Below are 13,595 nucleotides of genomic sequence, written 5' to 3'. Positions count from 1 at the left end.
TGATCGACGCACCGCGCTTTCGCCGGGCGCGCGAAACGCATATCTAGGCGCCTCACACAGGAAGCCCTCTTGGCCGATTTCGACCTATCCACGCCCAAGGGGCGCATCTCGACCTATCTGGATTATCTCTGGAAGGATCACGCCTATCTGCGCCTGGGCTTCTCCAACGCCCATTGGATCAGCGACGAGCTGGTGCGCACCAACCAGCCCTGGCCTCATCAGCTGGCCGAGTGGAAGAAGCGCGGCATCAAGACGGTGATCAACCTGCGCGGCGGGTTCGACGCCAGCTTCCACGCGCTGGAGAAGGACGCTTGCCAGCGCCTGGGCCTGAAGATGGTCGACTTCACCATCACCTCGCGCGAGGTGCCGAGCCGCGCCCGCGTGCTGGGCGCCAAGGAGCTGTTCGAGACCATCGAATATCCGGCCCTGATGCACTGCAAGTCGGGCGCGGACCGGGCCGGCATCATGAGCGTGTTCTACATGCACTTCCGCAAGGGCCTGCCGATCCGCGATGCCCTGGACCAGCTCAGCCTGCGCTACCTGCATGTGAAGCAAGGCAAGACCGGGGTGCTGGACTACACCTTCGAGCGCTATCTGGCCGAGGGCGAACCCAAGGGACAGAGCTTCCTCGATTGGGTGATGAGCGACGCCTACGACGAGGCCGGCATCAAGGCCGATTTCCGCGCCCAGATGTGGGGCCGGCTGCTGACCGAAGGCATTCTGAAGCGGGAATAGCGCCGCGCCAGATGCTCCCCCTCTGGGGGAACTGTCAGCCGAATGGCTGACTGAGGGGGCTTCGGCCTCGCCGGAGAGCCCCCTCCGTCGCGCTGCGCGCGCCACCTCCCCCAGCGGGGGAGGATCTTGAAGCGGGCGCTTAGTCCTGCTGCGGGTCCTTGCCGGGATCGAGCAACTTGTGGGCGTGGATGATGAAGTAACGCATCAGCGCGTTGTCCACCGTGGCCTGGGCCTTCTGCCGCCAGACGGCGAGGGCTTCGGCGTGGCTGGCATAGGCGCCCACCAGGTCGATCTTGGAGAGGTCGCGGAACTGGTTGTGCTCCAGATCCTCCAGTTCGCCGCCGATCACGAGATGCAGAAGCTGTTTCTCGGGCATGGTATTCCCCAAATTGCTCAGTTCGTTAGGGCAATATGCCGTACGCGCTCCAGGATCAATGGGGCGAGACGCGGCGCCGCACATACTAGGCTCGGTTGCGCGGGTTTTGGGCCGTTATAGGAGAACGGGCGGCCCAGATGGTCGCCGACGAAGGCGCCGGCCTCGCGCGCGATCAGATCGGCGGCGGCCAGGTCCCAGTCGAACTTCGGAACCAGGGCCAGGGTCGCGTCGAAGGCGCCCGAAGCGATCACGCACATCCGGTAGGCGGTCGAGTTCCGCGCCTCGATGCGCATCTCCGGCCAGGGCGTCGGCCAGGCGGGGTGGCTGAACATGCGGACGTCGCCGACCATGCCGCAGCCCTCGACCACGTCGCGCTGCGAGGCGTGGATGGCTGCGCCGTTCAGCCAGGCGCCGCCGCCGGCCGTCGAATGATAGGTCTCATCCAGGTCGGGCGCGAAGACCACGCCGGCCACGGGTTGGTCGTCCTCGACCACGGCGATGGAGACCGCCCACCAGGGCCGATCCTTGATGAAGGCGCGGGTGCCGTCGACCGGATCGACCACGAACAGCCGCCGGTGGTTGCGGCGGGCGGGGTTGTCGGCGGTCTCCTCCGACAGCCAGCCATAGTCCGGCCGCGCGGTGGTCAGCCGTTCCTTGATCAGGGCGTCGGTCGCCAGGTCGGCGTTGGTGACCGGCGAGTCGCCTTCCTTGTACTGAACGTCGAGGCCGGCGGTGCGCAGCCGCTGGGCCAGCGCGCCGGCTTCGCGGGCCGCGTCGATGATGAGCTGGAGGTCGGCGGCCCTGTCCTGCATCAGCGCCCGGCTATGGCCAGGCCGTCGACCAGCAGCGACGGCGAGTTCGCCGAGCCGCGGAATTCCAGATCAGACCCCGGGACGAGCCGGCCGTAGATGTCGATCAGGTTGCCGGCCACGGTGATCTCGGCGACCGGATAGGCCATCTCGCCGTTCTCGAACCAGAAGCCCGCGCAGCCCACCGACCAGTCGCCGGTGTTGCCGTTCAGCGAGGGGCCGAACATCGAGGTGATCAGCAGGCCCTGGCCGGCGTCGGCCATCAGTTCCGCCTGGGTGCGGGTTCCAGGTTCCAGCGTCAGGTTGGTGGTCGAGACGCCCGGCGCGCCAGCCAGCCCGCGCGAGGCGTGGCCGGTGGTCTCCAGGCCAAGCTGCTTGGCCGAGGAGGTGTTCATGATCCAGGTGGTCAGCACCCCGTCCTCGATCAGCGACCAGGCGCGGTTGGCCACGCCCTCGTCGTCGAAGGGCGAGGAACCCAGCCCGCGCAGCTTGTGCGGATTGTCGGTGATGTTCACGCCCTTGGCGAAGATCTGCTGGTGCAGCTTGTCCTTCAGGAACGAGGTGCCGCGCGCGATCGACGGGCCGGCGATGGCCCCGATCAGCGGGCTGATCAACGACATGGCCGAGCGGTTCTCGAAGATCACCGCGGCGGTGGTGGAGTCGATCTTGCGCGCGCCCAGCCGGGCGGCGGCGCGGCGGCCGGCCTCCTGGCCGATGGCGTGGGCGTCCGGCAGGTCGGCGCGGTAGCGGGTGGAGCGGCCGTCATAGCCGCTCTCCATCGCCTCGCCGTCGCCGGCCACGACCGAGGCGCCGACCGAGAAGCCCGAGGCGCGATAGACGCCCGAGAAGCCGCCCGAGGTGACCAGCCGCCAATGGGTGGAGGAGTTCGAGGCCGAGCCGCCTTCGGAATTGGTGATCCGCGGCATGGCGCGGGCGGCGTCCTCGGCGATGCGGGCCACCTCTTCCAGCGATTCCGGCGTCGGCTCGGTGGGATCGTAGAGGTCGAGGTCGGCGAACGGCCCCTGGGCCAGCCGGTCCTTGGGGGCCAGGCCGCCATAGGGATCCTCGGGCGCCAGCCGGGCCATCGCCACGGCGCGCTCGATCAGCTTGGCGCGGGCCTCAGCGGAGATGTCGGAGCCGGAAACCGTCGCCTGGCGCTGGCCGACGAAGACCCGGACGCCGAGATCGCGGCTTTCCTCGCGCTCCACCTCTTCCAGTTCGCCGAGGCGGACATTGATCCCAAGCGCGCGCCGCTCGGCGCCCACGGCTTCAGCAGCGTCGGCCCCGGCTTTCAGCGCGGCGGCGACGACATCGGCTAAGAGGCTCTCTTCCATCCTGGCCATATGGCGGGATGCGGCGCGCGCGGCAAGCGCGTTAGGCGATCGCGTAGAACAGCAGGGCGACGCTGGCGAACACATAGGCCAGCCAGGTCAGGGTGATGCCGATGGCGCGGGCGAACGAGGTCCCGCCGCTGCGCGACAGGCCAAACCCGTGCAGCAGCCGCCCGGCGAACAGGAAGAGGCCCGTCAGGTGGATGGCCAGCGGCGGCGCATCGACCAGCGCCAGCACCGCGATCCCGACCATGGCGGCGGGCACATATTCGGTGGCGTTGCCAAAGGCGCGGATCGCCTGGGCCAGCTCGGGCACCCCGCCGTCGCCCAGCGCGACCTTGTGGCGTTGGCGCTGGCGCACGACCAGCAGCGACAGCACCAGCAGCAAGATCAGATGCAGGCCGACCCATAGCGCCGCAGCGTGGCCGGATGTGACGGCGTCCATGTCAGATTGTCCCTCTATCGCCCCCGCGACGGCGCGCAGTTGGGCTTGGATTCACCAAAAGGGCAAGAGCTGGGCTGCGACCAAGTCGCTGGTCACGACCGCCAGGTAGTTGAGGCGCGGGTCTGGCTGGAGCCCTCGCAGATCCCGCCTTCAGGCGCGACAAGGCTCCTGCGACGGCGAAACAGCTCAGCGCAGGAATAGAGGAGGGTAGGTATGAGTGTCCGCTTCCGGCCGACGATGCAATTTCCGGTGTTGGCGCTAGGAAGACGGCGCTTGGACCCATGGTGCCGTTCGGCCGCATGACCGGAATACAAATTGGGATGGCGGGAAGCGTCGCTGTTCATCTCGAGTCTCGTGAGGGAGCCAGTCGATAGCTTTGGCACCCAACTGCGGGTAAATCCTCAGTAAGCGTCAGCTTCCCAAGCTGAATGTCGTGGGTTCGAATCCCATCGCCCGCTCCAGTACTTAGCGGAAATCTGGCCCCCCAAAAAATACCTTAGGGGCAGATTAGGGGCGCCGCTTTTGAACGTCTCCGAAATCGCGCCGCGAGAATCGCTTGGCGCCTCAGCCCAAGGCGGCTGCAGCTGGGTGAAGAGCGGTGAAACAACCTTTCCTCCAGATGGGTCGGGCAAACCCTTGCGAGCGAGCGCGTCCGGCTTGCACGTGGCGGCCGGCTGAGCCGCTCCTCCGTTTGAACCGCCCGGGCGAAACGCCCCCGATCTGCGATCAGTCTCCCAACACCGCCTGGGCGAGGGGGGAGGGCAGGAATGTTCGCGAGGTTCTGCGCTTGGTCGTGAGTCGTTCCTCGTCACACACGATCGTTGTTCCAGGCTCACGCCGCCCTAAGTTTAGAAGGACATCATCAGGAGAGTCGCCATGGCAGGCCTTGAGTTCATCTCCCCCGCTGCCCTCGGCTACGTCGTCGGTCTGCTTACGGTCGGGGTTATTGCCCTGCTGATCGGCATTCGGCTCGGCGTTCATACGAAGGTCCAGACGCCGCCGTCGGACGAGGAACAGGTCGCGGCTGCGCTGGGAGTCCTTCGCCGCCATCTCGAGCGGAAGGCGCTGGCCGATATGCAGGCCGCCGGCGGGCTCTTGTGGACGCCCGACCCTGACCGGGTCGCGGAGCTGAGCTACGGCGCGGAAGCCGTTACCAGCGTGCGGTGAACTGGCCACATTTGGGGCACGGCTTTCGAACCCCGCTGAAATCAGCTGCATGAGATTCGCCTGGTGTCCTTGGCCCCGTCGCAACCGCGGCCGCGCGAAAAGCGGTGAAACGGCCTCGAACCTTCGCGGAGGCGATCTAGCACGGACAAGTTTCAGGACCCGGCTGGATGCGCCGCTTGGCGGAGGCTCGGGCAGGCCTTCGCGAGTGGGTGCGTCCGGCTTGCAACCGTAGCTAGTTCGCGGGAAATAGGGACATGAAGACGAGCCTGGATCATTTGCCAGACGCCAAGCGCCGGGAGTTAGCCCGTGTGGTGGAGATCCTGTTCGCTGAGTTCGAGGCGGCCATCGCGGCGGGGACCTCGACCCACAAGCGCCAGGGTCAAATCCTCAAGGTGGTCCTGTTCGGCTCCTACGCCCGGGGCGACTGGGTGAACGATCCGGTAGGCGGCTACGTCTCCGATTACGATCTGCTGGTGGTGGTCAACGACGAGAAGCTCACCGACGTTCTGGAGTTCTGGGCCAAAGCCGACGACCATCTGCTGCGCGAGTATGCTTTCGCCCACCGGATCACGGCCCCTGCCAATTTCATCGTCCACAGCCTGGCTGACGTGAACAAGCGCCTGCGGCAAGGACGGTACTTCTTCACCGATATCCTCAAGGATGGGATCGCGCTCTATGAGGCTCCCGGCCATCTGTTTGAGAGACCTAAGGTTCTGGAACCGGCTGAAGCATTGGCTGAGGCGCAGGGATATTTCGACGAAGGGCTTTCGAGTGCGAAATATGCAGTTCAGCGTGCTCAAAACAGCATCGCGGACAACGAACCTAAGTATGCGGCTTTCGATCTTCACCAAGCCACCGAGCGCCTGTATGCCTCGTTGTTGTTGGTGCTGACGCTCTACAGCCCCAAGTCCCATCGTCTCAACTTCTTACGTTCTCAGGGGGAGCAACTCGACATGCGGCTCACCGCAGCTTGGCCGCGTGAATCGAAGTTCGAGCAACGGTCTTTCGAGCTGTTGCGGCGGGCATATGTCGATGCGCGATATTCGCCTCACTACAAGATCAGCTCGGAAGAACTCGCCTGGCTGAGTGAGCGCATTAGCGTTCTGCACGACCTGGTGAAGGCCATATGTGAAGAGCGGTTGGCCGTGCTGCGATCGGCACCCTAAACTCCTCTTTGGGCTCTAAGCCGTCATTCCGGAGGTCCACTCTTCGGCGGTAACAGCTAGGCCGGTCGCCATGTCGTGGCCGGGCTCATAGGCGAAGTTTGGAACATCTGCTTCTGGACCGTGACCTTGCGCCGGGTAAATCGACTTTTGACGGCGAGCCGTCAGCGGAGGAACCCCGTTGTCCATGGCTCTAACAAGTGCACGCATGACCCTTTCTACCGGCGCGAGTGCTGTTAAGCTTCTTCTGGGGACGTCGGTCGATCAAAAGCTACGTCTGACCATCCCCACGGAGGGAAAATGACGGTCATAAAAAAGATCCGCGCGCTTAAGAGCGCGGGCATCCTTGCCAACAAAACTGCGAAGGACGCGGGGCCTGAATTCGACAAGGTCAACCTCGCCTACGGCTTCAACGGGTCTGGCAAAAGCACCCTGTCCAGGATTTTCGGCTGCCTACAGACCGGCAAGGCGCACCGCGAACTCCCGGAGGACTGCAGCTTCGAATTCGAGATGAGCGACGGAAAAACTTATGGCGCACCGGACAATCTCGCCGGCCTCGAAACCCGGGTTTGCGTCTTCAACGCCGATTTCGTCGCAGAGAACCTGCAATGGTCAACGGGCCGGGCGGCATCAATCTTCTATATCAGCCAGGAGCAGGCGGATTCAGCGGCGGAATTGAAAGCTGCCGAGGCAACGGTTCCGGGGCAAAAGCAGTCTAGGGTGACGGAGGAAAAGGTTGCCAAGACATTGGCCACGGCGTTCGGCAACCATTGCCGGGACAGGGCCAAAGTCCTCTACCAGTCCCTCAATATGCAGAGCCGCAAGTATGAGGCCAATCACCTCAAGGCGGATTACGAACAAGTAGCTTACGAAGCGACGGATATCCTGTCACCCGAAGCCTTGAGCGCTCTAGAAGAGGTCGCGCGCTTGAACGCGCCCTTGCCAGAAGTCCCGCTGCTCGCGGCGGAGTCATTTCGGATCGCAGGACTGGTGGGTAGCGCACGCGGTTTCGCGGAAATGAGCATCGGCGCGACCATGCTTGAAGAGATCCAAAATCACCCCTCGATGGTCGCCTGGCTGAAGGACGGCCACGACTACCATGCGGACCATGACCTGAAGTCCTGCCTCCTCTGCGGAAGTGCCTTCACTGCCGAACGGAAGGCGCTGCTCGCGACTGCGCTCGACGACAAGATAGCCAAGCTGCTTTCAGACCTAGAGGTTGCAAAGAAAGGAGCGCTCGATGTTGCGGAGTTACCTGTCCTCAGTCCTGATATGTGGCCAAAGGCCGTTGAACTCGACCCGTCACTTCAGGCCGCCTACACAGAAGCCCTGACAGCCCTCAGCCATGCGGCGGACGGAGCGGCGAAGCTGGTAATGCTGGCGCAGCAAACACTTGCTAACCGGCAAACGACACCGACGCAGTCCGTCCAGCACACTTTGCCAAATACGATGGGAGTTGGCACCATTGTGGAGGCACTAGATGCAGCCGTGAACGCCGTGAACGCCGTGATCGCCGATCACAACACGGCGTCGCTGAACTTTAACGACAGGCAGACCAAGGCCAAGGAAGACCTTCGGAAGCATTGGCTTGCCGAAGGGCAGGCTGCCTTTGCCGCAGCCCGAGGTGCTGCCGAGGAAGCCAGCAAGGCTCTCGAGGCGCGAGACAAAGGGCTGGCCGATCTCGACACCAAGATCGAGGCGCTCCGGGCTAAGGTGCGGACCCATGGCCCTGCGGCAGAAACGATCACCAAGCTTATTCACAATTACCTCGGCCATGGTGAGCTTGCAGTGGTTGCCTCCAAGGAGGGATATGAGCTTCACCGCCATGGCAAGCTGGTCAAAGGTCAGCCCAGCGAGGGTGAGAAAACCGCCATAGCACTTTGCTATTTCCTGACGACGCTCGGTGGGGATGGCCGGGCGCTCAAAGACCTTATCATCGTTATCGACGATCCGATCTCCAGCCTCGACAGCAAGGCGCTGAACTACGCCTGCACTCTGCTGCTGTTGCGCTTGAGGGGGGCCGGCCAGCTAATAGTACTGACCCATAATTGGCAGTGCATGAACGAGTTCAAAAAGGCCTGGCGCCGCTGGAAGAAAGACGCCGCATTGCTGTTCCTCGACGTGACCGTGGCCGAGGGCAGCACCTTGCGGTCGTCCAAGCTCGTCCCGATGTCGGCGCTATTGCGGGAATACGATTCTGAGTACCAGTTCCTGTGCAGCAAACTTCTGGAGTTCGAGGCCACAGGCACTGCCCATTCGCCGCACCAGTTCATGATGCCGAACACAATGCGCCGGGTACTCGACGTATTCCTGGCCTTCAAAGTGCCGGACACTCGGTCGTTCGCGCAAAAGCTGACCAAAATCTGCGAGGACTATCCCCAGCTAGATACGGTGCGGATCATTGCCCTGGAGCGCCTGATCCAGGTCGAATCTCACTCGGACAATCTCGATGATTTGATGGGTCTTTCGCCCATGACAATTGAGGAGGTACGAGAAATGAATACGGCGCTCCTAGATATGATCAGGGTCGCGGACAAAGAACACGCGGATATTATTCGCAAAATCTGGAAGCCGGTTGTTGCCCCGCCAGCGCACCAGCCCGCTCAAATTTAAGATATGAAACGCGGTCTTTGGTTCTCCTGACGACCGCCTGTTTGTTTTCCTGCGAGACAGGAGATTGGCCGAGATGCGGATCTTGCACACATCAGATTGGCATCTGGGCAGGACGCTGGCGCAGGAGAGCCTCCTCGACGACCAAGCCGAACTTCTCGATCAGGTCCTTGCGGCAATTGTCGAACATCGTGTCGACGTGCTGATCATTGCGGGCGACCTCTTCGACCGAGCGGTGCCGCGCAAAGAAGCGGTTCAGCTCTTCAACGATTTCCTGGCCCGCGTTTATGCCGAGACCGGCGCGGCGATCGTGGCGATCGCGGGTAATCACGACGCTCCCGACCGCGTTAGCTTCAACTCGGCCTTGCAGGACCCGCGACGGGTCTTGATCAGGGGTCCTCTGCGAGACCGCCCCCACGCCTTGGTCCTGAGCGACGAGCACGGCTCAGTAGCGTTCTCAGCCTTGCCCTACTGCGAGATCTTCGCGGCGAGGGAGGCGTTCGAAGATGTCGGCATCGCCAGTCCCGCCCACGCCCTTTCCGCCCAACTGGCGCAAGCCCGCCAGCATGTTCCGCCGGGTGCGCGTTGGGTTGTCACAGCCCACGCCTTTGTTGAAGGAGGACGGATCACAGAGACCGAGCGGCCTTTGGCTCAGGTGGGCGGTATCGAGACGGTGCCGTCAGCAATGTTTGACGGCGCGGCCTACGTCGCCCTGGGGCATCTGCATCGCGCGCAGGAGGCCGGTGCCTCCCACATCCGATACAGCGGCTCCTGGATGGGCTTCGGCTTCGACGAGGCTGATGAGGTGAAAAGCCTGAGCCTGGTAGAGCTCGACGCCGGCGGCGTCGCTCGGGTGGCCGAGCTTCCGCTTGTCAGTCCCCGTCCGCTGCGGGTCGTGACGGGAAAGTTGGCGGACTTGGTCGCGGCGGGTCGCGCGCCTGACGGGCTCGGTGCGGGCGCTCTGATCAAGGCGGTGTTGACCGACGAAGGCGCACTTATCGATGCAATCGGCCAGTTGCGGGCGGTCTACCCCCATGTGCTGCAACTGGAACGCCTGAATAGGCTCGCCGCTGTCGGCCCGGGCGCCGCCGCCGTCGCAGCTGATCGGCAGGACCCGGTGAAGCTGGTGGCCAGCTTTCTCGCTGCGGTGCGCGGGAGGGGGCCAGATAACGTCGAGACCGGCATGATCTATGAAGCGCTGACCGACCTCCAGAGTGAGGAGGTCTGACATGCGCCCGATCAAAATGAGCCTGACGGCTTTTGGACCGTTCCCTGACACGCAAACTGTCGATTTCCGGTCCGCGTTAGGCGCTCGATTGTTCGGGATCTACGGGCCGACCGGCGCGGGCAAGACATCCATCCTTGACGGTGTTTGCTTCTCCCTATTCGGAGAATCTTCGGGCCATGAGCGCCAGGGCGATGACCTGCGTTCGCACCATGCCACGCCCGATATTGAGACCGAGGTGAGCCTGATCTTCGAGGTTGGCGCCAAGCGATATCATGTCGTGCGGCGGCCGCGTCAGACGGTCCGAGGCAAACGGGGCGATGCCCTTGTCGAGCGCCAGCACTGGGCCGCCCTGTACGACGCGACCGACATTGAGGTCGATGACATCGACGTCGAAAACCCCGGCGTCGTGATGGAGGAACGCAAGGTCGAGGTCGTGGCCGATCGAATGCGGTCGATCTTGAACTATAGCGCCGCCCAGTTTCGTCAGGTGGTGCTGTTACCTCAGGGACAATTCCGCCAGCTGTTGACGGCGACCAGCGACCAGCGCTCTGCTGTGCTGCGGGGGTTGTTCGACGTCTCCCTCTACGAACGCTTTGTTGAACGGCTGAAGGCCGAAGCCTCTGTACTGCGTGAGGAAGTTGAGTCGGGCAGGTCGGCGATCAACGGACACCTGCAGGCCCATGCCGTGTCCGACACCGATGCGCTGACGGCGCTGATCGAAACCCTGATGGCCGATGCCGGCGACCAGACGGCGGGCCGCGACGCTGCGCGCGCGGTCCGGGACACGGCCCGTGTGATGCTGCAAGCGGCCCAGCAGATCCAGGATCGGTTTAAAGAACACGACGCGGCGCTGGACGGCCTCAATGGCGTCCTTGCGCGCGCGCCCGAGACTGACGTCCTCAAGCTGCGAAAAATGGCCGCTGGGCGCGCTGTGGCCTCTGTCGCTGCCGATGATCGAGCCAACGAGGCTGAGAATGATCTAATCGCCGGCCTGACGGCCAGGACCCTCGCAGCAGACCAGGCGAGTGAGGCGGCACGCATACTTTCGGAGGCCGTCGGAGGCCTGCAGGCCTCCGCTACGCGTCAACTCGAACGGGACGCCGCCATCGCGGCGGTGACCCAGCTCGAAGGCCTGAAAAAGCGTGTGGCCGGCGCCGAACCGCTTCGAGAGGCGGCGCGCAGCTCGTCGGATGCCGCTGTTGAGGCGAAGGCCGCTCTCGATATGGCTTTGGAAGGCCATGACGCCGCTGAGCACGCGCATGCGGCGGCAACCGCGGAGCTCATCGGCGGACAGCAGACGGTGCTACGGATCTCGCAGGTCCATGGGGCTCTGCAGGTCTTAAGGCAGGCGCGGGATCACGCCGCTCAGTTCGCGAGCGCCACCGGCGCTGTCGACAAGTTCGCCGCCGCAAGGTCGGCCGCTTTGGCGAACCATGAACGTCTGGTCGACGCGCTCGCTGCCTGCAGGACGGCCGAATCTGCTGCCGAAGAGGCGCTGGCTTCGGCGCAAGCCGCGCACCTGGCAGCCAAACTCGAGGATGGGGCGCCATGTCCGGTCTGTGGGGCGAAGGAGCACCCTCGGCCAGCCGGTGGGGCCGAAGAGGGTCTCGGCCTTGACGCCGCGTGGCGACAAGCCCGCAGCGCGCGAGAAGCCGCCGATGCAGACGAACGCCAGGCCGCACAGGTCGCGGCGAGGGCTGACGGCGAATGGACGCAAGCGGTCACGACCTTGGCGGCGTTGAAGGCGCCCGAGTGGGATGTCGCCGCGATCTCAGCGAATGTCCTCGCCGCGGAAGAAGAACTCGAAGCGCTGCATGCGGGCCCGGACATGGCCGCTGTCCAGGCGGCTGTCGATACCGCCAAACTGCAGCTGGCCTCGACAACGTCAGCGCTCGCCGCCGCCCGCGATCAGCACGTTGCGGCTGACAAGACCGCGACGTCGGCCGCGGCCGCCCTCGCGGCATCACTCGCGGATGTACCTGAAGATCTGCGCGACGCTGCGGCGGTCACCCTTCGCCTACAGGCGGCGGTCGATCACCGTGACCAGTTGACCGATGCGCACCAACTGGCGGTCGAGAACGAGCGGCGCGCCAGCGAGGCCGCCCAGGCCGCACGCTCGGGGCTCAATCACGCCGAGGATCGGGTGAAGGAGTTGACCACGGCGCGTGACGCCCAGCGCGCTTCGTTCGTCGCCGCGAAGGCAACCGCAGGGCTTGACGATGCTGCTTACGCGGCGGCCAAGGCAGACATCCCCAATATCGAGGAGCTGACCGGGACGATCGCCGATTACGTCGCTGGCTTGGCCGCCGCGCAGGATCGGAAGGATCGTGCAGTGGCGGCCATCATTGGTCTGGAGCGCCCTGACCTGCAGGCCAGCTCGGCTGCGCTGGCGGACGCCGACGCGATCCTGACCAAGGCTGAGGAGCTCCTCACGACGACCACGATGAGGTTGTCACAACTGCAAATCACTAACGCCCTTGTTGCCCGCCTGGCCGCCGAACTTGCTGACGCCACTGAGCGGTACCGTGTCCTGGGTGAGCTGGCCCAGCTAACCGACGGTCGAAATGCCCATCGCCTGCGCCTGCGCGATTTCGCCATCGCCGCGACGTTCGACCTTGTCCTCGAAGCGGCCAACCAGCGCTTTGCGCGCATGTCGCGCGCACGGTTCTCGCTGTTGCGGAAGTATGAGGGGGGCGACGGCCGTGCCAGGGCAGGATTGGATATCGAGGTTTACGACGCCCACACCGATCAGAAGCGCGACGCTCATACGCTATCCGGCGGGGAGGGGTTCCTCGCATCTCTGTCGCTGGCACTCGGGCTTTCAGACGTCGTCCAAGCTGAAGCCGGCGGGGTCAAACTCGACGCGATCTTCATCGATGAGGGGTTCGGCCACCTCGACGACGAGACTCTAGATGTCGCCCTCGACACTTTGCGTGACCTAGTGGGGCAAGATCGCGCGGTCGGCGTCATAAGCCACGTCGAGGCCGTGAAAGAGCAGATTCCCATGGGCTTCGACGTGGTCCGCCAGCCGCAGGGCAGCGTCATTAGCCAACGGGTCGGGATCTAGGGGGCGGCGATGACCGGAAATGCGGCAGTAGATTTGACGGGAGCGGTTCGCGGGCCGCGGAGGCGGCGCAGGCTTGTCTAATTGACCGCCTCGGATTCGCGTTCTCCAACAAGCTGCGCCATGGTCTCCCATAGAGGGAGGAACGAACATGTGGATGGATACAGCCTGCGACGCATTGGCCCAAGGTAAAGTCCTTGAGCTTCAGTACAGCGGATATAGTCGGTGCGTGGAGGTTCACGCCGTAGGAATCTCCACCAAGGGAAATCTTGTCATGCGGGTCTGGCAGATCAGGGGTGGCAGTGTAAGCGGAGAGGCGGTTGGCTGGAAGCTCATGAACACGGACGATGCCAGCGGAGCTGTCATCCTCGATGAGGGTTCTCAGGCTCCCCGGCCCGGATATAAGCCGGGTGACCGGGGCATGAGTAGTATCCGGGCTGAGCTCTAGAGCATTCTGCGACCTGATTGAATCGCGCGGGATTCCCAAATCATCGAATGGGTGATTCAAGCTCTGTGCTGGTGATGGAGGCCGGCATGGATGAGCAAGGCGCTGTCAGTGGATCTTCGCGAGCGTGTGATCGCCGCGATTGACGAGGGCATGTCGGTAAGCATGCGGTGAGCACCGCGGTCTGACGCGCTCGTGACCGGCTGTAGGGGCGAGTTACCG

Annotated in this window: 10 protein-coding genes; 6 read left to right on the top strand and 4 right to left on the bottom strand. The window is 63.9% G+C overall.

Annotation, left to right across the window (positions count from 1 at the left end; translation table 11 throughout):
• Positions 1–69: 69 nt before the first annotated feature.
• Positions 70–735, top strand: coding sequence for a beta-lactamase hydrolase domain-containing protein (locus tag ASE02_RS00055; RefSeq protein WP_056729944.1), 666 nt, complete (start codon positions 70–72; stop codon positions 733–735).
• A gap of 139 nt (positions 736–874) precedes the next feature.
• On the opposite strand, the gene ASE02_RS00050 is transcribed toward ASE02_RS00055, so the two are convergent.
• The 4 genes from ASE02_RS00050 to ASE02_RS00035 are packed head-to-tail and all read right to left on the bottom strand — an operon-like array spanning position 875 to position 3,696.
• Positions 875–1,111, bottom strand: a complete 237-nt coding sequence (locus ASE02_RS00050; protein WP_056729941.1) for a DUF4170 domain-containing protein — start codon at positions 1,109–1,111, stop codon at positions 875–877.
• Positions 1,112–1,128: 17 nt separating this feature from the next.
• Positions 1,129–1,923, bottom strand: a complete 795-nt coding sequence (locus tag ASE02_RS00045) for a 3'(2'),5'-bisphosphate nucleotidase CysQ (RefSeq protein WP_056729939.1) — start codon at positions 1,921–1,923, stop codon at positions 1,129–1,131.
• Entirely contained in the window at positions 1,923–3,254 is a 1,332-nt protein-coding gene (locus ASE02_RS00040; protein ID WP_056730031.1) for a TldD/PmbA family protein, read from the bottom strand. The genes ASE02_RS00045 and ASE02_RS00040 overlap by 1 nt, the downstream gene beginning before the upstream one ends.
• A 40-nt stretch (positions 3,255–3,294) precedes the next feature.
• Positions 3,295–3,696 (bottom strand): MAPEG family protein, encoded by a 402-nt coding sequence (locus tag ASE02_RS00035; protein WP_056729938.1) that lies wholly within the window; start codon positions 3,694–3,696, stop codon positions 3,295–3,297.
• 876 nt (positions 3,697–4,572) lie between these two features.
• Here ASE02_RS00035 and ASE02_RS00030 point away from each other — a divergent pair.
• The 5 genes from ASE02_RS00030 (at position 4,573) to ASE02_RS00010 (ending at position 12,931) form a co-directional block, all read left to right on the top strand.
• The gene (locus ASE02_RS00030) at positions 4,573–4,863 is read left to right on the top strand and encodes a hypothetical protein (RefSeq protein WP_056729936.1); all 291 of its coding nucleotides are present in this window, start codon (positions 4,573–4,575) and stop codon (positions 4,861–4,863) included.
• Positions 4,864–5,117: 254 nt separating this feature from the next.
• A complete protein-coding gene (locus ASE02_RS00025; protein ID WP_056729933.1) occupies positions 5,118–6,029 on the top strand; it encodes a HEPN domain-containing protein in 912 nt (303 codons plus the stop codon).
• Positions 6,030–6,326: 297 nt separating this feature from the next.
• Positions 6,327–8,639 (top strand): AAA family ATPase, encoded by a 2,313-nt coding sequence (locus ASE02_RS00020; RefSeq protein ID WP_056729931.1) that lies wholly within the window; start codon positions 6,327–6,329, stop codon positions 8,637–8,639.
• A gap of 73 nt (positions 8,640–8,712) precedes the next feature.
• Positions 8,713–9,864 (top strand): exonuclease SbcCD subunit D, encoded by a 1,152-nt coding sequence (locus tag ASE02_RS00015; protein WP_056729929.1) that lies wholly within the window; start codon positions 8,713–8,715, stop codon positions 9,862–9,864.
• A gap of 1 nt (position 9,865) precedes the next feature.
• Positions 9,866–12,931 carry an AAA family ATPase gene (locus ASE02_RS00010; RefSeq protein ID WP_056729928.1) on the top strand — a complete coding sequence of 1,022 codons (3,066 nt, stop codon included), beginning with the start codon at positions 9,866–9,868 and terminating at the stop codon, positions 12,929–12,931.
• Positions 12,932–13,595: the final 664 nt, after the last annotated feature.

Origin of the sequence: Phenylobacterium sp. Root700 (assembly GCF_001429025.1) — a bacterium.
Lineage (GTDB): Bacteria > Pseudomonadota > Alphaproteobacteria > Caulobacterales > Caulobacteraceae > Phenylobacterium.
This window is presented reverse-complemented; position numbering and strand designations above follow the sequence as displayed.